We start from the raw sequence: 19,836 nt of genomic DNA, 5'->3' as shown, positions 1-19,836 counted from the left end.
ATCTGAAAGCGGTAATTTCCCTCCCATCAACCTGGATACCACCCCGCCCCGAAGAACCTCTCCGCCTCCCAAGGTCGATGATTCGAGGCACCTAGGGATTGGCCGGCTATCTCGCGCGCCCCTTCTGCCTGGATCGAGGATGGATGTTTGACTGCCCCTTGATCCTGCGCCTATGCGCGTTGGCGCTTGTCGCCTTAGCCGAAACATGCGGCAAACCGGATGTCGACAACGCGTTTCAGTCCAGATTTTGAGCAAATCGATGGGAGCCTTTTCGATGAGCAGTACGTTGAGCAGACAGATGCGGCGCGACCGTCCCAACAGCGGATGGTGGCACGCGCATACCGCCTGCGGGATGATCCCGGCGCTGTTGGCCGGGGCGTTGGCCGGAACCGAGGTTCAAGCGGCGGACGAGCCGCAGGACCCCCTCTCCGAGCGGACGGGGGAAAACGCATCCGTCGTTCTCTCGAAAATACTGGTCACCGGAGAAAAGGTGACCCGTGCGATCGAGGACACCAGCTCCAGCGTTGAGGTCTACGACTCGGCGCGCCTGGATGCCCTGCCCCATACCGATGGCGTGCAGGATTTGCTGCAACAGACGCCGAACGTGGTCGACACCGGCATCGGCAACGAACTTCCCACGGTGCGAGGCATCGATGGGTCGGGACCGGTGACGGGCGCCTACGCCTTTCTGAGCGGTACGCGTCCACGCCTGAACCTGTCGATCGACGGGCGCGCGCTCACCTACAACGAACTCGCCTTCGGGCTGCGCTCCCTTTGGGACGTCGATCAGGTGGAGATCTACCGTGGCCCGCAAAGCTACATCCAAGGGCGCAACGCCATCGCCGGCGCCGTGATCATGACGACCAAGAAACCGACCTTCCACTGGGAGGGGGCGGTGAAGGGATCCCTGGGCGAGCAGGATTTCTCGCAGACAGCCGCAGCGCTCTCCGGGCCACTGCTGGAAAACGAGCTGGCGTTTCGGCTCAGCGTCGATCGGCAGAAGCGCACCAGTTATGTCGACATGGAATCCTACGCGCCGGTGGGCGATCCGCGCGAGGTCGAGACCAGTACCGCCCGCGCCAAACTCCTCTATGAGCCCGAGCGTCTGCCGGGGCTGTCCACCATGCTGTCGGTAACCTACTACGACACCCACGCCCCCCAAAGCGAGGCACAGATCGCCCCTGCCGGGCAAAGCAGCCGCTACAGCAATTACCGACCGGTATTTGCAAACCGTTCGACCAGCGGCGCCTGGGATATGTCTCTGGATGTCGACGATGGATTGCGATTCGAGAATACCCTGACTTACACCGATTTCAGCACCGAGCGTCTCGCCTATGCCGGCCTGCCGACGGCGAACATCGACGGCGAGGAGTTTCAGATCGAGCCCCGGGTGCATTTCAAGGGCATGGACGGCAGGCTCAGAGGACTCGCTGGAGTGCGCTATTTCAGCTCCAAACAGGATGAATCGGTCTATCTCTCGTCCTATTACGGAGAGAACGTCTTCGACGACAAGACCGAGACCGCCTCTGCCTATGCCGAGCTGACCTATGCGCTGCACCCGAGCCTGGACGTCACCTTAGCGGGACGCTTCGAGCGCGAACATCGCGAGCGCGTGGGCGGCAGCAGTAGCATCACGGTCGATTTCGACGAGGTCTACGAGGTCTTCCTACCCAAGCTCGATGTCGCCTGGACGCCCAAACAGGACCTGACACTGGGCGCCAAGATCGCGGGCGGCTACAACCCCGGCGGCGCGGGCATCACCTTTGCGGCCCCCATCGTCAACTACGCCTTCGATGAAGAGCACGTATGGAACTATGAACTCTATAGCCGCCAACGCCTCGATGGCGGGCGACTCGAGCTGACGTCCAATGTCTTCTTCAACGACTACAGCGACATGCAGCTGCCCTACTCGCTCGCCTCGGGCTCGACGGTCGTGCGCAACGCCGACAAGGTGGAGACCTATGGCGCTGAAGTCGGTGCGCGCTGGCGCCCGATCTCGGATCTGGATCTGTTCGGCTCCATCGGCCTGCTGAAGACCGACATCAAGCGCTTCTCCAATAGCGGGATCGAGGGCAACGTCTTGCCGCGCGCTCCAGATTTCACCGCCAGCATGGGCGCGACCTACGTGCTCGGCCATGGCTTCGAACTCAGCGGCACGGTGCGCTACTCCGATTCCTATTACTCGGAGTACGACAACGACCCGGACGGCGAGATCTCCGCCTACTGGCTCGCCAATGTCCAACTCGCCTACAACTTCAGGAACGGGCGCGCCACCCTGTTCGCCAACAATCTCTTCGATGACGACAGCCGGATACTCGTGGTCGACAACGACACCAGCTCGCCGACCCTGCAGCAACCGCGACTGATCGGCGCATCGGTGGAGTTCTATTTCTAGACGAGGCTCTGTCGATCGCCGCGCCCCCGTCCGGCCGAAACGGGCGCGGGCACGGCGAAAAACAGGATTCATTCTTGACCGCATCTGGCGCTTCGCGAACGTCGCGAACAATGGTCCGGTATCCCTGGAGAACCCCCTTGCCTGTCATCCTGGAAACCCTCACGCAGGGGATCGCGCTGGTGGCGACCGTTTTGGGCGCCACCGGGTTTTATTTGGGACTCGCGCGTCAGCAGTTCTTAGCGCGACCGCTGTCCGGTGCGCGCAGCCGCGTCCAGGCGATGGGCTTGCTGCTGCTTGCCTGGTGCTGCTGGATGGCGACGCAGCGGCCGGCGACCGCGTGCTTCACCCTTCTCACCGTGAGCATGATCAGTTTCATTCTGCTGCCGGTCGTGGCGGCACTGTGGCGTAGCGCTGCCGAGGCGCGATCATCCGATGTCTGAGATCAGAAGAGACTGGGTTGGCAAGACGCTGGCGGGCCTGGTGCTCGGCGGGAGTCTGGCCTTCGCCGTTGCCGGGATCATCGCCTGCTCCGGGCAAGGGCCGAAGGACGCGCACAAGCTCCAATTCGTCATGTGGAGCGTGGCTCCGATCTGGCTGGGCGTTCTGAGCCTGGTCTACCTGTTTCGCAGCGGCTGGCATGCCTGGGCATGGCTGGGCGCGGTCAACCTGCTGGCATTCGCCGGATTCCGGCTGTGCCAGCATCTCGCTGGGTGAGAACACGTGAGTCGCATCGTGCCTGCGGAGATCCTCCGCATCTACAAAATCGTCCATAGCTGGGTGGGTATCCTTGCCGGCCTGGCCCTGTTCATCGCCTTCTACGCGGGAGCCTTGACCGTGTTCAAGGAGCCGCTGTCGCACTGGACGGCCGCAGGGCAGCCGATCCCCACGACCGCCTTCGATCAGGCCGAGACGCTGATCGCCCGCACGCTCGCCGAACGCGCGGATGCGCGCCACACCTTCACGCTGCATCTGGGCCGGACCTCCGATCCGAGCGTCTACCTATCCTGGCACCAGGATCAAGACGCGCGCTCGCAATGGACGGCGACCCTGGATGGAGAGGGCGCGCTGTCGGTGACCGAACGCGGCGCCAAGGATATCGGCGATCTGGTCGACCATATCCACCGCACCGCCGGACTGCCGGGCGGACTGGAATTCGGCTCGCTGGTCATGGGCATCGTCAGTGCGCTCTATGTGATCGCGCTCGTCTCCGGGTTCATCGTCTGGCTGCCTTCGGCACGCAAGGATCTGCTGGCGCTGCGGCTTGAGAGAAATCCCAAGCGTGCCTGGCTGGACGGACACAATGTCGTCGGCATCGCCAGCCTACCGTTTCATCTGGCCATTGCCCTCACGGCGGTCGTGTTCGGGCTGCACGATTCGATCTATGCGAGTCTGGATCGAACGGTCTACGGAGGGCAGGTACGTCCCATCCTGCAGGCGGCCAATCCATATACCGTCGTCGCGCCGGACGCGCGTCCGGCGGACATGCTGCCGCCTGCCGACCTGCTCGCGCGCGTCCGCGCGTTCGCCCCGGGTTTCGAACCGACGGCGATCCAGTACCGCAACCCGGGCACAGAGGGCGCAATGGCCGTCATCCTGGGCGAGGATCCCCGTCATCTGGTCCGCGCGCACGGCTTCCTCGTATCGAGTCCGGTCTCCGGCGCGATCCTCAACACGGACTATCTGCCGGGACGACAGGGGACGTGGGGAGCCATCGTGGCGGCCTTTTTCGCGCTGCACTTCGGCACCTTTGGCGGTGAACCCGTGCGCTGGAGCTATTTCCTTCTCGCTCTGGCGGGCGCCTTTCTCTTCTACTCTGGCAATTGGCTCTGGATCGAGAGCCGACGGCGCGCGCACGCACGGGACGGAGCAAGCGGGCCGACACGCTCGCTTCGCGCCATGGAGGCGCTCACGACCGGCGGCATACTGGGGTGCATCGGCGGTTTGTCGGTTGCGATCGCGCTTGGCAAATTGCTCCATGGCCATGTGACGCATCCGCAACCCTGGCTCTGGACGGCCTATTACCTCTGCTTCCTCGGCGCGATCGCCTGGGCCTGGCGGCGAGGCGCCGAGCAGGCCGCAAGGCCCCTGCTGCTGCTCTGCGCGGTCGCGACGCTGGCAATCCCATGGGCGAGTTGGCAGGCGTCGGACCTTGAACTCGGCCAGAGTCTTCTCGCCCGCCATGGAGGCGCCATGCCTGGCGTCGACTGGATCGCACTCTGCGGCGCATTCGCGTTGCTCTGGCTGGCCTGGCGCCATTTCAAACAATCGGCGCGACCCGATCCGATGGCGACCTCCCAAAACGCCCCGCCCCACTCGGGCTGACCCATCCGGCGATGCGGCAATCCTCAGAAAAGAGTCTCCCGTAAAACGCGGCGCACCTCTCGCCGAATCGCCGCCGGCAATGCATTAAATCCGCCGCAATCACTCCGACATGACGCGGCAATTCAACGGTCTTCCGACAGCCATCAGGACGTCATAGACCCGGAATAAGCTGGAGCGATTTCGCCAACCCAAGTCGCGATGCACCGGAACAAGCATCGCGAGGAGCCATCCCCTGAACATTCCAGCCACCAAGGCCAAACCGACGCTCGCCGATCGAATCGATCAGCAGGTCTTCAATGCCATCTATTCGCGAGCGCTGGTCTACAACACCTGCTGGGAGGATCCGGCGGTCGATCGGCTCGCCCTCGACCTGACCGCAGACGACACCCTATTGGTGATCACCAGCGCCGGCTGCAACGTACTGGACTATGCACTCACCGGCCCCAATCGCATCCATGCCGTCGATGCCAATCCGCGCCAGAACGCCCTGCTGGAACTCAAGCTGGCCGGCATCCGTCGACTGGAGCATGCCGATTTCTTCGCCGTCTTCGGACACGGCTATCATCCAGCGTTCCGCGACCTCTATTTCGATGCGCTGCGCCAGGAGCTGTCGCCACAGGCGGTCGCCTTCTGGGATCGACGCGCGGCCTGGTTCGGCAACCCCAACGGCAGCTTCTATTTCCACGGGCTTTCCGGCATCGTGGCGCGCGTCTTCCACGGCTATCTGAAGGTGCGCCCGCGTCTGGCCCGGAGCGTGCGGGAACTCTTCGAGACCGACTCGCTCGACGACCAGCGCCATATCTACGACACGCGCGTACAGCCGCTCATCTGGACCCCGAGCGTCAACTGGACCCTGTCGCGCCAGCTCACCATGAGCATGCTCGGCGTGCCCCATCCCCAGCGCAAGGAGGTCCAGGCCCAGCATTCGCTCGGCGTCGCCGGATTCGTGCGCGACTCGATCGAATACGTCTTCCGCCAGCTACCCATCTCGACCAACTATTTCTGGTCGGTCTATCTGCGTGGGCGCTATACGGAGAACTGCTGTCCCGAATATCTCAAGCCCGAGAACTTCGCCACGCTCAAGGACGGACTGGTCGACCGCGTCAGCATCCATACCTCCACCGTGACCGATTTCCTGCGCGGCACGGACGAGTCCATCTCCAAATTCGTGCTGCTCGACCACATGGACTGGATGAGTTCCTACTACCCGGAGGCGCTGGAGGAAGAATGGGCCGCCATCCTCGACCGGGCGCGTAGCGACGCGCGCATCATCTTCCGCAGCGCCCACGCCGCGCCCAGCTATCTGGACCGCATCGAACTGGGTCCCCAGCGCACCCGTCTGACCGAGCGGCTGGAGTTCCATCCCGAGTTGGCGCAGCGCCTGACCATGCTCGACCGGGTCCATACCTACGCCGGCTTCCACATCGCAGACGTGCGCGCATGATCGCGAACGACGCCCGCATTCTGCTACGACTGCTGCTCGGCCAGCCCAAACGCGGCTCGCACGCCGAACGGCTACAGGCCTTCTACGCCCCGCAGGCGCGCGATTACGACCGCTTCCGCGAGCGTCTGCTGCAAGGCCGCGAGGCGCTGCTGCAACTCTTGGATCCGGCTCCCGGCGCGCGGGTGCTGGAACTGGGCGGAGGCACCGGAAGCAATCTGATGTCCTTCGGAGCGCGGCTGGGCGAGCTCGCCAGCGTCGAGCTGGTGGATCTCTGTCCCGCGCTCCTGGAGCAGGCGCGCGCGCGCACCAAGGACATGACGAACGTGCGCGTGATCGAGGCCGATGCGACCCGCTATCGCCCCGAGACGCCGCCGGACTGCGTCTATTTCTCCTACTCGCTGACCATGATCCCGGACTGGCGGGCGGCCATCCTCAACGCCATCGAGATGCTGCCTCCGGGCGGGCGTCTGGGGGTAGTGGACTTCTATGTCTCGGACGCATCGGGCGGTCCGGGAAACGTCCGACACGGACGCCTCGCACGCCTCTTCTGGCCACGCTGGTTCGCCCACGACGGCGTGCGCCCGAGTCCCGAGCACCTGCGGCTGTTGCGCGAACTACTCCCCAACCACCAGTTGCAGGAACGGCTCGCGCCCGTCCCCTACCTGCCCGGCATGCGGGTGCCCTACTACGTCTTCGTCGGACGCAAGGACTACTGACAGCTACCAGCTACCAGCTACCAGCTACCAGCTACCAGCTACCAGCTACCAGCTACCAGCTACCAGGACTTCGAGCGCCTGAGATGCGAATAAATTCGCACCTACGTGAAGCAGAACTTCCAGGCGGCGTCACCAAGCTTTGCTTGGTGACGAGGGAGGCTGACAGCTGACAGCTGACAGCTGGCGGCTACACTCAAAGCGCGTCCGGGTCGGCGATCAGGGCCATGCGCACCAGTTCGGCGAGCGATTCGGCGCGCATCTTTTCCATGACGCGGGCGCGATGGGCCTCGACGGTCTTGGAGCTGACGCCGAGCGCGGCGGCGATCTCCTTGTTCGATTTGCCGTCGGTCACCATGGCCATGACCTCGTGCTCGCGCGGGGTGAGCTCGGCGAGACGCATCAGGATCTCGGCCCTGGTCGAGCGGCTGGCGCGGGTCTTCTGATCGAAGTCCAGCGCGCCCCGGATGCTGCGCAGCAGATCCTCGTCGTGAAAGGGTTTTTCGATGAAATCGACGGCACCGGCCTTCATCGCCTTCACCGCCATCGCCACGTCGCCATGACCGGTGATGAGGATGACCGGCAGGCGATAGCCCTCGCGCGCCAGATAGGCCTGGAGCTCAAGCCCGGTCATTCCGGGCATGCGCACGTCGAGCAAGAGACAGCCCGCCCGACCGGGATAATAGGTGGCGAGAAAGGCATCGGCGGAGTCGTAGGTCTGAACCGACATGCCTGTCGATTCGATCAGCCATTGGAGCGAGGTCCGCATGGCTTGGTCGTCGTCCACGACGAATACGGTTGCATCGGTAGTCATTGTCATCCGGGTCGTCTTGCTTAGGGTTCCAGCGATTCGATCGTGTCGCCGTCCACATCCTTGGCGGCGAGCGAGAGCGGTAGGGTCAAATGGAAGGTCGAACCATGTCCCAGCTCGGACTCGGCCCAGATCCGACCGTCGTGATTCTCGACGATAGTCTGGCTGATCGCCAAGCCCATCCCCATCCCGCTCTCCTTGGAGGTCACGAAGGCGTCGAAGAGGATAGGCAGACGCTCGGGCGCGATGCCCGGCCCGCTGTCCTCCACCAAAACCTCGGCGAAGTCGCCTTCCATGCGGGCCAGAATCCGTAGATGGCGCTCGGACTCGGGACGCTCCTCCAGGGCATCGAGCGCGTTTCCGACCAGGTTCAACAGAACCTGCTCGACCTGAACCAGATCGACCCGCACCGGGATCGCTTCGGCGTGGAGATCGAGCTGGATCTGGACACCGACCCGACTGGTCTCGAATTCGAGAAAGGAGCAAACCTCGCGCACCAGATGATTGAGGTCGGCCTGGGTTCGGATCGGGGGCTGCTTGCCGACCAGGGCGCGCAAACGGCGAATGATCTCGCTCGCCCGCTTGGCCTGGGCGGCGATCTGGCCCATCGCCCCGATCAGCTCCTCGGCCTGACTGGCACCGCCTTGAAGCCGACGGGTACAGCCGTTGGCGTAGTTGACAATGGCGGAGAGCGGCTGGTTCAACTCATGGGCCATGCCGGTCGCCACCTCGCCCATGGTGCTGAGACGGCAGACATGGACAAGCTCGGCCTGGTGCTGGCGCGACTCCTGCTCGGCGCGACGCACGGCGGTGATGTCGCGGGCATAGATGTTGACGTAGCCGAGATCGCGGATCGGTGCGAGGAGCAGCGAATAGACCTGTCCCGAGAGATCCAGCTCACGCTCCAGCGGCAGACCGGTCTCCAGCGCCTGCGCCACTTCGCGAGCCCAGCCGTCTGGCAGATACTCGCCCGGATCCGCGCTCCAGGCGATCAGCAGCGGCCGGCTTGCGTTGTTGGCGTAGACGATCAGCCCCTCTGCGCTCACGCGTAGAATGGGATTGGGACTCTCGCTGGCGAAGCGGGCCAGACTCTTGATTTCCTGCTCGGCGCGCTTGCGGCTGCTGATGTCGTGGATGTAGAGGGTATGGAAATGCTCGTCTTCCAGTTCGATCGGCGCGATCGAGATCTCGACCGGCACCTCGCTGTAATCTCCACGCAGGGCGATGAGTTCCCCCCGGCCCAAGGGCTCGCGATGCAGGTGGCGCGAGCGATCGAGCAAACGCTTGAAGGCCGCCTGAGCTACATCGGGCAGGAAACGCTCGGCAAAGATGGCGCCGATCGCGAAGGTGCGGGCCAAGCCGAAGAGACGCTCGGCGGCCGGATTGAACTCGATGACCTTGCCGTAGCGATCCAGGGTGACGATGGCATCGAGCGATGCCTCCATCACGGCCGCCTTGAGCGCCTCGCTCTCGCGCATTTCGGCCTGGTGGCGCTGGCTCATCTCCTCGCGCGCCGCCATCACCAGCTGCGTGAAGTGCTGGATCCATTCCTCCAGCAGAACCAACTGGTTGCCGCCACGCCGGAAGCCTGGCTCGGGGATACCGAGCGCGCGCTGGGAGAAGCGGGTCATGCGCTTGAGCACCTTGTTCAGGCGCGAGGAGACCAGATAGATGACGCCCGTAAAAACGACCACGAACACGGCGGCGGCGAAGAATCGCTGACGTCGCTCGAAGATGCGCACGTGGCGCGACATCTTCTCCACGCTGGCATGGGGCACGAAGGTCGCGAACAGCAGATTGGAGTCCGAACCCTCGTATTCGGGCAGCGACTGGGAGGTGATGACATAGGTGTCGCTCCAATCGGCCAGGGTGGTGCCTGGCGGAAGCGTGCTCGAATCCACGCTGGCGAGGATACGCTGATCGTCGCTGTCGACCAGCGCGACCGCCGCGCGCCCCAGGTCGAGCCCGCGCTGCGAGGCGCCGATAAAGGCGTCGCCGACCGGTACCAACACCACTAGATAGCCCATATCGTATCCGCCGGCGTCCTCCACCGCGTCGCTCGCGAGCAGATAGAGACGATCGTCGAAACGGTCGATCACGGCGCGGACCTCGCGCTCGTCGAGATACTGAGTCGGGACCTGAGTGGCGATCTCCTGCGGAACCGGCTCGGCGGTCGGCTGAAAGATCTCGCGCACCCGGCCCTGAGCATCGGTCAGCAGCACATGGCTTGGCGCGGTGAGTGCGTCGCGCTCGAAAAAATCGGGTAGCCAAAGCGGACGGAAGTCCTTATAGATGACGGGCGTCACCGCCTCGTCCCGCGACCAGAACAGGGGCTCCAGGTATTCGGAGAGCTTGCGATGATTGGCAAGCAGGCGTGTCGTGGCGGCATAGCTCGACAGATAGCGGTCGAACCGGATGAGACTCTCGCGCGCCCGCAGGTCGAGCTGGGCCTCCAGTTCCTGGCCGAAGATCTTGTCGACCTGCTTGCTCTGGATCTGATCCAGCACGGTCCAGATGGCCGTCCCGGCGGCGAGACCGACACAGATTGCGATCCAGGGCATAGGCACCCGTCGCAAAAGCCGGAACAGAAATGGTTTAATAGTGATTCGAATCAAAATAGCCGCTTCCGCCTGAAGCTAATCCCTAATCAACCGATCGACTATGAGCAACATGGAATTCGACCTTTCCCAAGCCAATAAACCCTCCCTCCCGAGACGACTGGGAGCGTTCCTGTACGACATCGTGCTGCTGCTGGGCGTGCTGATGCTGGCCAACGCCGTCGTCGTCATCCCCTACGAGGTCATCACGGGGCACCATATCTACGAAGAGGCCCTGCCGCTTCTGCTCCTGCGTCTCTATCTGCTGGCCGTGATCGGCACATTTTACGTCTACTTCTGGACCCACGGCGGCCAGACCCTGGGCATGCGCGCCTGGCGGATTCGGGTGGTCGGAGACAAGGGCTCCAATCTGGGTCTCGGCACCGCCATCGTGCGCTTCGCCTGGTCGATCGTCAGCTTCGTGCCCGCCGGCCTCGGGCTCTGGTGGAGCCTGTTCGACCGCGACGGCTTGGCCTGGCACGACCGTAAGTCCCACACCCAGCTCGTCATGCTGGAAAAATCCGCCTGACGCCCCTCGTCCCCAAGCCCTTCGCTTGGGGACTCGGCCCGCCCTCCTGTCCGAGACGAGAACAGGACGGACCGACCCTCACCCCACGCGCCGCAAGAGCAACAGCGCGCCCGAGATGAAGAGCAAGGGCGGCGCGATAGCCGCCAGAAAGGGATTCATCCCGAACAGCAGGGACAGATAGGCGAACGTCCGGCTCACCAGGTAGTAGAGAATCCCGACCATGATACCGACGAAGATCCGTCGTCCCATGCCGGTGCTGCGCGAAGAGCCCAGCAGCAGCGGGATGGCGATCAGGATCATCGAGAGCGTCAGGACCGGGTGCAGCACCTTATTCCAGAAGGCCACTTCATAGGGGCCGGCATCCTGCTTGTTGACCGACATGAAGCGGATGTACTTGTAGAGTCCCCAGACCGGCAAGGCGTTCGGATCCGCCACCACCACCTTGAGCAGCCCGGGATCCAGCATCGAATCCCAGCCGGCCTTCGCAATGCGCTCGACCTCGACCCCGGCGGAGCTGACCCGGCTGCGGGCAATGTTCTCCAGAATCCAATGCCCGTCCCGATAGCGCGCACCCTCGGCGCGGGTCGCGACGAGGGTGCCCTGGGCGGCGTCGATGCGATAGATGGAGATGTCGCTCAGACGGGTTCCCGAACGGATCTCGCGGATGTTGACGTAGGAGCCCTTGTCGACCGCCCAGAAACCGTCCGGCGTGCGCTGGGCCACATCCCCCGACAGGGCCTGACGGCGTAGCTCGATCCCGCGCTGCTCCGCAGCCGGGGCGACCAACTCGCCGAGCACCACGGCGAAAACGGCCAACAACACGCCACCGAGCATGGCCGCCCGCACGACCTGAGACACCGACATCCCTGCCGCCCGCATGGCCACCAGTTCGGAGCGACTCGCCAGCGTCCCGAGCCCGATCAGTGCGCCGATCAGGGTCGCGATCGGAAAGATGAGATAGGCGTAGCGCGGCAGGCTCAAAAGCATGAACAGCAGCGCCTGGAACAGGTTATAGCGTTCCACGCCGATCGAGTCGACCTCGTCGGCGAGGATGAAGACGCCCAACAGCGGCAGCAGAACACCCAGCGTCAGCAAGGTTCCGCCGATCACGGCCCAGGCAAGATAACGATCGAGGATTCTCACTTCGACCTATGCGCATCATATCGGTAGACTAAATGATCGACATCCTAACATTTGTTCGAGCCGACCAGAGCAGGCGAGTCCGCCTCCCCTGATACCCGCTAGGAGCCCCCGATGGAATTCAAGATCAAGACCGGCGAACTCGCCACGCTGAAGACCCCATGCCTCGTCCTCGGGGTATTCGAGAAGAGCAAGCTATCCGGCGTGGCGGAAGACATCGACGCCAAGAGCGGCAATCGGATCGCCAGCATCCTCAAGAAGGGCGACATGGATGGCGAGGTCGGCAAGACCCTCATGCTCTACGACCTGCCCGACATCTCTGCCGACCGGGTGCTGCTGCTGGGTCTCGGAAAGAAGAAGGGCTTCGACCGCGCCGCATTCCGCAAGGCGCTGGCCGGTCTCTTCCCGCAACTGCAACAGAGCCGTGCCAGAGATGCCGTGCTCGCGCTACCGGATCCGCTGCCGGCCGACACCTACGCCAGCGTGCGCGATGTCGTGCTCGCCGCAGAGGACAAGGCCTACCGCTACACCCGCACCAAGGACGACAAGCAACCGCTCAAGACGCCGCTCAAGCGCCTGACCCTCTGGGTACCCAAGAAACAGGAGATCGCCGCCGCCGAGCTGGCCGCGCGACACGGCTCGGCCATGGCCTCCGGAATCTCCCTGGCCAAGGAATTGGGCAACCTGCCCGGAAACATCTGCACACCGAGCTATCTGGCCGACACCGCACGCGACCTCGCGAACCGCTTCAAGGAGCTGCAGGTCGAGGTGCTCGAAGAGGAACAGATGGCCTCGCTCGGCATGGGTGCGCTGCTCTCGGTCTCGCGCGGCAGCCGCCAGCCGGCCAAGCTGATCTGCATGCACTACCGGGGCGGCAAGTCGGGCGACAAGCCGATCGTCCTCGTCGGCAAGGGGCTGACCTTCGACGCCGGCGGCATCTCGCTCAAGCCCGCCGCCGAGATGGATGAGATGAAATACGACATGTGCGGCGGAGCCAGCGTCTTCGGCGCCGTCCAGGCCGCCTGCGAGCTGGAGCTGCCGATCAACCTGATCGGCGTGGTGCCCTCCTCCGAGAACCTGCCCGACGGCGACGCCAACAAGCCGGGCGACATCGTCACCAGCATGTCCGGTCAAACCATCGAGATCCTCAATACCGACGCCGAAGGCCGGCTCATCCTCTGCGACGCACTCACCTATTGCGAGCGCTTCGAGCCCGGGATCGTCATCGATCTGGCCACCCTCACCGGCGCCTGCGTGGTCGCGCTCGGCAAACACGCCGCCGGCCTCTTCACCCAGGACGACAAGCTCGCCGCCGAGATCCTCGCCGCCGGCGAAACGGCCGGCGACCGCGCCTGGCGCATGCCGCTGTGGGACGACTATCAATCCCAGCTCGACAGCAACTTCGCCGACATAGCCAACGTCGGCGGCCGCGACGGCGGCGCCATCACCGCCGCCTGCTTCCTCTCCCGCTTCACCAAGAAATACCGCTGGGCACACCTGGACATCGCCGGCATCACCTGGCTGACCGGCAAGGAAAAGGGCGGCACCGGACGCCCGGTCGCGCTCTTGACCCAATTGCTGTTGGATCGCGCCTGAACAGCGATCCGCGCCGCACCATCTCCCGGATCGGGCCTGGATCGCATGAGGTGGTGACGGCGAGCGCGCGTGCTGGAAGACCTGACGGCCGAGTGCTAAAGTCGCCGCCACTTTGCGCTCGCTTGGCACAGTGCGGCCGTCATACCCAATCGCCCGTGAAGGCGCGCGTCATCGAAGGGAAGCAGGTAAGCATCGATGCATTCGGCACCCGACATCCACCCAGAACCACCGCTGGTCATCGACCTCGACGGCACACTCCTGTGCTCCGATCTGCTGCTGGAAACCGGACTGGCGTTCGTCCGCGCGCATCCCGCCCGACTCCCGTGCGTCCTGCTTTGGCTTACCCACGACCAGGCCAAACTCGAACAGGCGTTGGCCCAGGCGACGCATCTCGATGTCAGTCGCCTGCCGTTCGATCTGGAAATCATCGAACTTATCGAGGCCGAACGCCGCAAGGGGCGTCGTATCGTACTCGCCACCACCAGCCATCGCACACTGGCCGAGCGCGTCGCCGAGCACCTGCAACTGTTCGACGAGATCATCGCCAGCGATGCCGATCGCAACCTCTCCGCAGAGCGCAAGGAAGACGTGCTCGTCCAGCGCTTCGGCGAAGGCGGATTCGACTATGCCGGCAACGCCCATGAGGATCTGCCGGTCTGGAGGGCGGCACGGCGGTCCTATGTCGTAAACCCCGAGCACAGGCTCGAGCGGCTCGCGCGCCAGCTCGACAATCTCGCGGCCATCATTCGCTCCAACCGGTCGTCACTGCGCGACTGGGCGAAGGCACTGCGGCTCCATCAATGGGCGAAGAATCTGCTGATCTTCGTGCCGCTGCTCGCCGCGCACCGACTGACCGAGGTCGCACTGGTCGGCCAAGGGCTCCTGGCCTTCCTGCTCTTCGGGCTATGCGCCTCCAGCGTCTATCTGCTCAATGACCTGCTGGACCTGGGCGACGACCGGCATCATGCCACCAAGCGCCACCGCCCCTTCGCCGCCGGACGCCTCTCGATCCGCTCGGGGCTGATCGCCATTCCAACACTGCTGCTGGCCGCCTTCGCGGGCGCGCTGTGGTTCCTGCCCTGGGCGTTCGCCGCCGTGCTGGCGGCCTACTATGCGCTCACCCTGGCCTACTCGCTGGCGCTCAAACGCCGGATGGTGATCGACGTCATCGCCCTGGCCTCGCTCTATACATTGCGCATCATCGCCGGCAGCGCCGCGCTCGCGATCCCCTTGTCCTTTTGGGTGCTGGCATTCTCGATGTTCATGTTCCTGAGCCTGGCGATCGTCAAACGCTATGCCGAGCTGCGTCAGGCACGCGAGAAGGGCCACACCGATAAAACCCGAGGACGCGGCTATTATCCGAGCGACCTGGAGATGCTCGCCTCGCTCGGCGGCTCCTCCGGCTATGTCGCCGTCATGGTGCTGGCGCTCTATATCAACGATCTGAGCGCCACCGCGCTCTACCACCACCCCGAGGTCATCTGGCTCGCCTGCCCGCTCCTGCTGCTCTGGATCACGCGGGTGTGGATGCTCACCCATCGCGGACAGATGCACGACGACCCGGTCGTGTTCGCCATCCGCGATCGGACGAGCCTGGTCATCGGCGCGCTCTTCGGGCTCATCTTCTGGATCGCGACATGAGCGCACCGCAACTGCTGTCTTGGGGGCGGCATCCGCCGTTCCCCCAAACGTCCCATCCCTGTCATTGGCGCGACGCGCTTCCCGAGACGCTGAATGCGCTCTTTCGCGGGCATGGCTCGACGCTGCCCTTCGGCAACGGCCGCAGCTACGGCGACAGCTGCCTGGCCGCCAGCGACCGGGTCGTGCATCTGCGCCACCTCGATCGATTCATCCAGGCGGACTGGACAACGGGCGTCCTAACCGCCGAGGCCGGCGTCACCCTCCAAGAGATCCTGGCGCTCGCCATCCCGCGCGGCTGGTTCCTGTCCGTCACGCCCGGCACCCAACTCATCACGCTCGGCGGAGCGATCGCCAACGACGTCCACGGCAAGAACCATCATGTGCGCGGCACCTTCGGACGTCACGTCCGACGCTTCGGCCTGCTACGCTCCCGGGAAGGGCGGCTGGCCTGCTCACCCCAGGACAACGCCGAACTGTTCGCGGCCACCATCGGCGGGCTCGGTCTCACGGGCCTCATCGAATGGGCCGAGATCCAACTGCTGCCGATCCGCTCCAGCCAGATCGACGGCCACGTCGAGCGTTTCGAGACCCTGGCCGAATTCTTCACGCTCTCCGACGAACTCGACCGTCAGCATGAGTATGGCGTGGCTTGGATCGACTGCGCCGCCTCCGGGCGAACCACCGGACGCGGCGTCTATATGGCGGGCGATTTCGCCAACGAGGGTACACTCGATGCCGCCGGCCCCGCCCGCCTCGCGATCCCGCTGACACCGCCCATCTCGCTGATCAACGGACTGTCGCTGCGCGCCTTCAACGAGGTCTACTGGCGCAAGCATCCGCGCACCCGCCGAAATCAGCGTCTCGGTTATGCACCCTTCTTCTACCCGCTCGATGGCATTCATCAGTGGAATCGTCTTTACGGACCCAAGGGATTCCAGCAGTACCAGTGCCTGATCCCCCATGGCCAGGCGCAGCCGGCCATCCATGCACTGCTCAGCGCGATCGCCGCCTCGGGAACCGGCTCCTTTCTCGCCGTGCTCAAGCGCTGCGGCACGATGACATCGCCTGGATTGCTGTCCTTCCCGGCGCCGGGCACCACGCTGGCGTTGGACTTCCCTCAGTCCAAACGGCTCGACAGCCGCCTGTTCCCGCAGCTCGACGCCATCGTGCGCGAGGCCGGGGGGCGACTCTATCCGGCCAAGGATGCGCACATGCGCGGCGAGGACTTCCGCCGCAGCTATCCAGCCTGGGAACGACTCGAAGCACTGCGCGATCCAGCGCTCAACTCCCGCTTCTGGACACGAGTGACCACATGAAACGTATCCTCATCATCGGCGCCACCTCGGCCATCGCGACCGCCTGCGCGCGCGCCTGGGCCACCCAGGGCGCGTCCTTCTTTCTCGTCGCGCGCAATCCAGACAGGCTGACGCAGACCGCCGCCGACCTGACTGCCCGAGGCGCGGGCGCCAGCCACACGCATGCGCTGGATGTGACCCGGATCGACGCCCATCCAGCCATGCTCGCGGCCTGCATGGATGCACTCGGCGCGATCGACATCGTGCTGATCGCCCATGGCACCCTGCCCGACCAGGCCGCCTGCGAGCGGGATGCGACGCTGGCCGTGAAGGAATTCAGCCTCAACGCCACCGCGACCATCGCCCTGCTGACGCTCCTGGCCAACCAGCTGGAACGACAGCGCAGCGGAACGCTCGCGGTAATCACCTCGGTCGCCGGTGATCGGGGACGCCCATCGAACTATCTCTACGGCAGCGCCAAGGCGGCGGTATCGACCTTCTGCGAGGGTCTGCGAGCGCGGCTGTTCAAGGCGGGTGCGCATCTGATCGATATCCGTCCCGGCTTCGTCGCAACACCCATGACCCAGGGACTCCCCTTGCCCGCGCCGCTGGTCGCCCAGCCGGACGTGGTCGCCAAACGCATCCTGACCGGCATCGAGCGCCGGAGCGACGTGCTCTACGCGCCCGGCTTCTGGGTCTGGATCATGCTGATCATCCGCTCCATTCCTGGCACCATCTTCAAGCGGCTGTCGCTGTGACGCCAGACACCGATCGCGCCGCCCCGCCGCCCTCAAGCGCGCCATTCCTGTCCGGCTGGCGCTATCGGGCGGTCATCTATTCGGTCGTGCTCTCGGCGCTGGGCTATCTGGGCGTCTCGCTCTGGGGCGGCTGGCATGAAGTGACGGCGGCAGCGGGCCAGATCGGCTTCATCGGCCTACTCATCGCCCTGTCGCTGTCGCTGCTGAACTACGGCCTGCGATTCCTGCGCTGGCAGGCCTATCTCGACAGGATGGGGCATGCGGTACCCTGGAGCCCCAGTCTACGCATCTACCTGAGCGGCTTCGCCCTGACCACCACGCCCGGAAAGGCCGGCGAGACACTGCGCGGCCTGCTCCTCAAGCGCTGGAGCGTACCCTACCCTCACAGCTTCGCCGCCTTCTTCAGCGAGCGCCTCTCGGATCTGCTTGCAGTCCTGCTGCTCACCCTGTTCGGATTGACGCTCTATCCGGACGCCTGGCCCATCATCGGACTCGGCACGGCCAGCGTGGCGCTAGGGTTGCTGACCCTGTCGAACCAGGCATTCGTGCACCGATTGGAAGCGGGATTGAGCGGGGACTCCAAGCTCACCAACCTGCTGCGCCACCTCTTCCAGGTCGCACATCAGGCGCGTCGCTGTCATCAGCCAAGACTACTGGCCGGCGCAATGCTGTTGAGCCTCATCGCCTGGGCATCCGAAGCCGTGGCCTTTTTCCTGATCCTGCGGTGGATGGGAATGGACGTCTCGCTCGCATTCGCGGTCTTCGTCTATGCCCTGTCGATGCTGGCTGGAGCGTTAAGCTTCATGCCCGGCGGACTGGGCGGCGCGGAGGGCGTCATGATCGGACTGCTGCTTTGGCAAGGAATGGATAACTCGGATGCCGTTGCGGCAACCCTGGTGATCAGGGTGGCGACCCTCTGGTTCGCTGTTTTCCTGGGCTTCTTGATGCTATCGATACAACTTCGCGACAGTCGCAGCGAACAGACCGGGAACAGCAAAGACAGGACACGACAACAGTCCAATAACACAAAAACATCCGGCACCGAACACCATGGAACAGATTGAAACAGCAAACCGGAAGGCGCTAAACCTTACTCAAGACGACCTGAGAATACTCAGCTATTTATTCCTGATATTCTTCGTTTTATACGCATACGAAATCACGAACTTCAACGTATCAATCGATGACGAGATACTGGCATACCGATCAGCATCGGGCTTTGTCGACTTAGGCCGCTGGCTGTTCCCGCTGATAAGGGAAAGCTTTTGGCCGCAGATCATCACGCCATTCGGACCTTACATCTTATTCGGACTCTGCATCGCACTCGGTTATTTATACATCCTGCGAGCCCTAGGAATTTTCAGACCAACGCTCTTCCATTACTCGGCATTCGCCGCATTCATCCTCTTCCCCATCTGGCCAGCCCAGTTAGAATTCAACGGAAACGTTATCCCATTGGGCGTGGCGACAGTAGCCATTTCGGCCTCAGCCCTGTTGGCGTCACGCCCCATCGACAAGCCATTCAGTAAAAGCATTTTGCACATTATCGCGCCGGCCGCTCTCATTTCCATCGCAGCAGGCGCCTATCAAAGCTCGGTACTGATATATCCAATCGTCATAATCGGACGCTTCCTCCAGGACAGACTGCCCCCCACACTCAGTCCTGCAACGGGAAAAACCAGACACGTCATCGCGGCCACAAGCGCTTTTCTGTTGGGATGCGTTTTCTACCTCGCGATTGCCGCGCTCGCAATGAAAATATACGGCATGCCTCCATCGTCATACGGCAGCAGCTTCGTCAATATAAACACTTTATTTTCTGTCCCTCAAAATGCCCTATCAGGCATGATGCAAAACCTATGGAACGTTTACTTCGCTTGGTGGAAACCGTTCGGCACCGCCGCCTACGCAATACCCACAGCGATCGTAACAGGAGCGGCGATCGCACTGCATGCCGCCAGAGACTCCTGGCGAACACGCGTATGGGTTTCTCTAGGGCTTCTATTCATTCTAGCCTCACCCGCAGCATTTTGCTTGCTATCCGGCCATGAACTTCCACTCCGCACCCTACTCGGGGCGCCTTTCGCCCTATTGGTTCTGCTAATCCTCTTCTATCACTCGACAGATTCGGGCCGCATTCGAAAAGCGGCCTTAGCGGCCGCCCTATTGATTGCACTGGAAGGACTCTACATCCAATCGATCCATCAGGCGCGATCCGCCCTCGCACAAAAACACGACATGCTATTCGCATCCGCCATCAATACGGACATACTTCGCACCCCTAACCTCCCAAAGCGAGGACCGATAACCATCGATTTCAGCGGCGCCAAAAAATTCGAAAGCGTCTATCCCGCATTACCGACAACCACGGCGGGCGCCTCGTTCTTCGAGTGGGATGGAGGAAATCCTCATCGCATGACCAGCTATATGAATCTCATCGGATACCATCGCTACGTGGAACCCGATAATAAAACGCGCGCCCGGATGGCGCCCCACTACTCGACGATGCCGGAATGGCCTTTGGAAGGATCCATCAAGGTCGTCGATGGCGTCGTTTTGATCAAAATCTCAGACAAGTAGTGGAACCGGGGGCGC

At 63.4% G+C, this 19,836-nt stretch carries 16 protein-coding genes; 13 read left to right on the top strand and 3 right to left on the bottom strand.

Annotated elements, in window-relative coordinates:
* The first annotated feature begins 274 nt into the window (after positions 1–274).
* The 6 genes from ACFSJC_RS08140 to ACFSJC_RS08115 all read left to right on the top strand — a co-directional run bounded on the left by ACFSJC_RS08140 (position 275) and on the right by ACFSJC_RS08115 (position 6,877).
* Positions 275–2,395, top strand: coding sequence for a TonB-dependent receptor (locus tag ACFSJC_RS08140; RefSeq protein ID WP_386025534.1), 2,121 nt, complete (start codon positions 275–277; stop codon positions 2,393–2,395).
* Between the two features lie 137 nt (positions 2,396–2,532).
* A complete protein-coding gene (locus tag ACFSJC_RS08135; protein ID WP_386025533.1) occupies positions 2,533–2,835 on the top strand; it encodes a hypothetical protein in 303 nt (100 codons plus the stop codon).
* The gene (locus tag ACFSJC_RS08130) at positions 2,828–3,109 is read left to right on the top strand and encodes a hypothetical protein (RefSeq protein ID WP_386025531.1); all 282 of its coding nucleotides are present in this window, start codon (positions 2,828–2,830) and stop codon (positions 3,107–3,109) included. The genes ACFSJC_RS08135 and ACFSJC_RS08130 overlap by 8 nt, the downstream gene beginning before the upstream one ends.
* 6 nt (positions 3,110–3,115) lie before the next feature.
* A complete protein-coding gene (locus ACFSJC_RS08125; protein ID WP_386025529.1) occupies positions 3,116–4,717 on the top strand; it encodes a PepSY-associated TM helix domain-containing protein in 1,602 nt (533 codons plus the stop codon).
* Positions 4,718–4,931: 214 nt separating this feature from the next.
* Positions 4,932–6,161 carry a BtaA family protein gene (locus ACFSJC_RS08120; protein ID WP_386025929.1) on the top strand — a complete coding sequence of 410 codons (1,230 nt, stop codon included), beginning with the start codon at positions 4,932–4,934 and terminating at the stop codon, positions 6,159–6,161.
* Positions 6,158–6,877: a class I SAM-dependent methyltransferase gene (locus tag ACFSJC_RS08115; RefSeq protein ID WP_386025527.1), complete on the top strand. Its 720-nt coding sequence runs from the start codon at positions 6,158–6,160 to the stop codon at positions 6,875–6,877. The genes ACFSJC_RS08120 and ACFSJC_RS08115 overlap by 4 nt, the downstream gene beginning before the upstream one ends.
* 193 nt (positions 6,878–7,070) lie before the next feature.
* On the opposite strand, the gene ACFSJC_RS08110 is transcribed toward ACFSJC_RS08115, so the two are convergent.
* Both ACFSJC_RS08110 and ACFSJC_RS08105 read right to left on the bottom strand, forming a co-directional pair.
* Positions 7,071–7,688 (bottom strand): response regulator transcription factor, encoded by a 618-nt coding sequence (locus tag ACFSJC_RS08110; RefSeq protein WP_007042353.1) that lies wholly within the window; start codon positions 7,686–7,688, stop codon positions 7,071–7,073.
* A 20-nt stretch (positions 7,689–7,708) separates the two neighbouring features.
* Entirely contained in the window at positions 7,709–10,246 is a 2,538-nt protein-coding gene (locus ACFSJC_RS08105; RefSeq protein WP_386025525.1) for a PAS domain-containing sensor histidine kinase, read from the bottom strand.
* 100 nt (positions 10,247–10,346) lie between these two features.
* On the opposite strand from ACFSJC_RS08105, the gene ACFSJC_RS08100 reads away from it, so the two are divergent.
* Positions 10,347–10,811 (top strand): RDD family protein, encoded by a 465-nt coding sequence (locus ACFSJC_RS08100; protein WP_386025523.1) that lies wholly within the window; start codon positions 10,347–10,349, stop codon positions 10,809–10,811.
* Positions 10,812–10,889: 78 nt separating this feature from the next.
* Here the strand turns inward: ACFSJC_RS08100 and lptG are convergent, their stop codons facing one another.
* Positions 10,890–11,954 (bottom strand): LPS export ABC transporter permease LptG, encoded by a 1,065-nt coding sequence (gene lptG / locus ACFSJC_RS08095; RefSeq protein WP_386025521.1) that lies wholly within the window; start codon positions 11,952–11,954, stop codon positions 10,890–10,892.
* A 111-nt stretch (positions 11,955–12,065) separates the two neighbouring features.
* Between lptG and ACFSJC_RS08090 the strand changes: the two genes are divergently transcribed.
* From ACFSJC_RS08090 to ACFSJC_RS08065, 6 genes are all read left to right on the top strand, one after another.
* The gene (locus ACFSJC_RS08090) at positions 12,066–13,547 is read left to right on the top strand and encodes a leucyl aminopeptidase (protein ID WP_386025519.1); all 1,482 of its coding nucleotides are present in this window, start codon (positions 12,066–12,068) and stop codon (positions 13,545–13,547) included.
* A gap of 195 nt (positions 13,548–13,742) precedes the next feature.
* Entirely contained in the window at positions 13,743–15,188 is a 1,446-nt protein-coding gene (locus ACFSJC_RS08085; protein WP_386025517.1) for a UbiA family prenyltransferase, read from the top strand.
* Positions 15,185–16,504, top strand: coding sequence for an FAD-binding protein (locus ACFSJC_RS08080; protein WP_386025515.1), 1,320 nt, complete (start codon positions 15,185–15,187; stop codon positions 16,502–16,504). The genes ACFSJC_RS08085 and ACFSJC_RS08080 overlap by 4 nt, the downstream gene beginning before the upstream one ends.
* Positions 16,501–17,241: an SDR family oxidoreductase gene (locus ACFSJC_RS08075; protein WP_386025513.1), complete on the top strand. Its 741-nt coding sequence runs from the start codon at positions 16,501–16,503 to the stop codon at positions 17,239–17,241. Before ACFSJC_RS08080 ends, ACFSJC_RS08075 begins: the two co-directional genes overlap by 4 nt.
* On the top strand, positions 17,238–18,305 hold the full coding sequence (locus tag ACFSJC_RS08070) for a lysylphosphatidylglycerol synthase transmembrane domain-containing protein (protein ID WP_386025511.1): 1,068 nt from the start codon (positions 17,238–17,240) through the stop codon (positions 18,303–18,305). Before ACFSJC_RS08075 ends, ACFSJC_RS08070 begins: the two co-directional genes overlap by 4 nt.
* Positions 18,292–19,821 (top strand): glucosyltransferase domain-containing protein, encoded by a 1,530-nt coding sequence (locus ACFSJC_RS08065; RefSeq protein ID WP_386025510.1) that lies wholly within the window; start codon positions 18,292–18,294, stop codon positions 19,819–19,821. The genes ACFSJC_RS08070 and ACFSJC_RS08065 overlap by 14 nt, the downstream gene beginning before the upstream one ends.
* Positions 19,822–19,836 lie beyond the last annotated feature (15 nt).

Origin of the sequence: Thiorhodococcus fuscus, from assembly GCF_042682685.1 — a bacterium.
GTDB classification, from domain to species: Bacteria; Pseudomonadota; Gammaproteobacteria; order Chromatiales; family Chromatiaceae; genus Imhoffiella; species Imhoffiella fuscus.
This window is presented reverse-complemented; position numbering and strand designations above follow the sequence as displayed.

Bases quoted from the DNA above. Each gene is read 5' to 3' on its own strand.
- ACFSJC_RS08140 (WP_386025534.1), top strand. From the start codon at position 275: ATGAGCAGTACGTTGAGCAGACAGATGCGGCGCGACCGTCCCAACAGC.
- ACFSJC_RS08130 (WP_386025531.1), top strand. From the start codon at position 2,828: ATGTCTGAGATCAGAAGAGACTGGGTTGGCAAGACGCTGGCGGGCCTG.
- ACFSJC_RS08115 (WP_386025527.1), top strand. From the start codon at position 6,158: ATGATCGCGAACGACGCCCGCATTCTGCTACGACTGCTGCTCGGCCAG.
- ACFSJC_RS08110 (WP_007042353.1), bottom strand. From the start codon at position 7,688: ATGACTACCGATGCAACCGTATTCGTCGTGGACGACGACCAAGCCATG.
- ACFSJC_RS08105 (WP_386025525.1), bottom strand. From the start codon at position 10,246: ATGCCCTGGATCGCAATCTGTGTCGGTCTCGCCGCCGGGACGGCCATC.
- ACFSJC_RS08100 (WP_386025523.1), top strand. From the start codon at position 10,347: ATGAGCAACATGGAATTCGACCTTTCCCAAGCCAATAAACCCTCCCTC.
- ACFSJC_RS08090 (WP_386025519.1), top strand. From the start codon at position 12,066: ATGGAATTCAAGATCAAGACCGGCGAACTCGCCACGCTGAAGACCCCA.
- ACFSJC_RS08085 (WP_386025517.1), top strand. From the start codon at position 13,743: ATGCATTCGGCACCCGACATCCACCCAGAACCACCGCTGGTCATCGAC.
- ACFSJC_RS08080 (WP_386025515.1), top strand. From the start codon at position 15,185: ATGAGCGCACCGCAACTGCTGTCTTGGGGGCGGCATCCGCCGTTCCCC.
- ACFSJC_RS08075 (WP_386025513.1), top strand. From the start codon at position 16,501: ATGAAACGTATCCTCATCATCGGCGCCACCTCGGCCATCGCGACCGCC.
- ACFSJC_RS08065 (WP_386025510.1), top strand. From the start codon at position 18,292: ATGGAACAGATTGAAACAGCAAACCGGAAGGCGCTAAACCTTACTCAA.